The sequence below is a fragment of the Cardiobacterium sp. genome (genome assembly GCF_057314735.1).
This window is the reverse complement of sequence record NZ_DBHKZK010000031.1, coordinates 1-1,221: the sequence shown is the minus strand read 5'-3', so window position 1 is coordinate 1,221 and position 1,221 is coordinate 1. Positions and strand designations below refer to the sequence as shown.

1 protein-coding gene is annotated in these 1,221 nt (G+C 63.1%); it reads left to right on the top strand.

What is annotated here, in order from left to right:
• Positions 1 to 378: 378 nt before the first annotated feature.
• Entirely contained in the window at positions 379 to 1,044 is a 666-nt protein-coding gene (thiE, locus tag ACO54Z_RS03650) for a thiamine phosphate synthase (protein ID WP_485995800.1), read from the top strand.
• Positions 1,045 to 1,221 lie beyond the last annotated feature (177 nt).

Sequence of the window (1,221 nt, the reverse complement as noted above, 5' to 3'; positions counted from 1 at the left end):
CAGCAAACCATCCGCGTCAGCGACCGCGAATATCCCCCTCCCCTGCAGGGCGCGCAGCGCCCGCAGCGGGGGAGGGTCGGGGAGGGGGTGAGCGATATTATTGATGAGCCGAAATTCCAATTTTTCAATTGATTGCTGCCCTCACCCCAACCTCTCTCTTGCTTCGCAAGCAATGCTTGTCGCTGCGCGAGCTGTCCCAGTCCCAGAGTGAGAGGGGCTTATCCCGCCGAATAGCACACACACTAGCGGCGTACACGGTGTCCTTCAAACTCACGTTTACATACACCTGAGCGCTCCATCTGTATGTAAACACAAACCTGCGACCGCATTACCCACCCGCCCGTACCATCCCAACCCCCTGCAAACCCTGGAGTACCCATGATTGACCGCACCACCCTCCGTCTCTACCTCGTCACCGGTAGCCAGGACTGCCGCCACCTGCCACAAACCACGCCGGAAGCGCGCCTGCTTGCCGTCCTCGAAACCGCGCTGCGCGCAGGCATCACCTGCTACCAGTACCGCGAAAAAGGCGTGCACGCGCTGCAAGACCCGGCGCGACGCGAACAGCTCGCCCGCGACTGCCGCGACCGCTGCCGCCATTACCGCGTGCCGTTTTACCTTGACGACGACGTCCACCTCGCGCTCGCCCTCGGCGCGGATGGCGTCCACATCGGTCAGAACGATATGCCGGTCGCCGAAGCCGTCGCCCTCTGCCGCGGCCGCATCGCCCTCGGCCTCTCCAACCACAGCCTTGCCGACCTTGAGCACAGCCAGCGGCAAAATGGCGTGGACTACCTCGCCCTCGGCCCCGTCTTCGCTACCCGTTCCAAAGCCGACGCCGCCGCCCCGGTCGGCATTGACACCATCCGCGCTGCCCGCGCGGGCGGCATCACCCGCCCGCTGGTCGCCATCGGCGGCATCACCCCGGCAGACGCCACCGCCATCTACCGCGCCGGTGCAGACGGCATCGCCGTCATCTCTGCCATCACCCAGGCAAAAGACATCGCCGCGACCGTAGAACGCTTCCTTGCGGCGGCACCATAACAACCATTTGGCAGCAGGTTTAAGAGCCTGTTTAGAGTCTGCGGGTAAAAGCGAAATTCCCCCTCCCTCGCAGGGCGAAGCCCGCAGCGGGGGAGGGCCGGGGTGGGGGTAGCGATATTATCGACAAACCGAAATTCTGCTTTTTCAATTATAGCCATCCACCGAAAGTTTCAGACA

Coding starts and splice junctions, on each gene's coding strand:
- thiE (WP_485995800.1), top strand. CDS start 379: ATGATTGACCGCACCACCCTCCGTCTCTACCTCGTCACCGGTAGCCAG.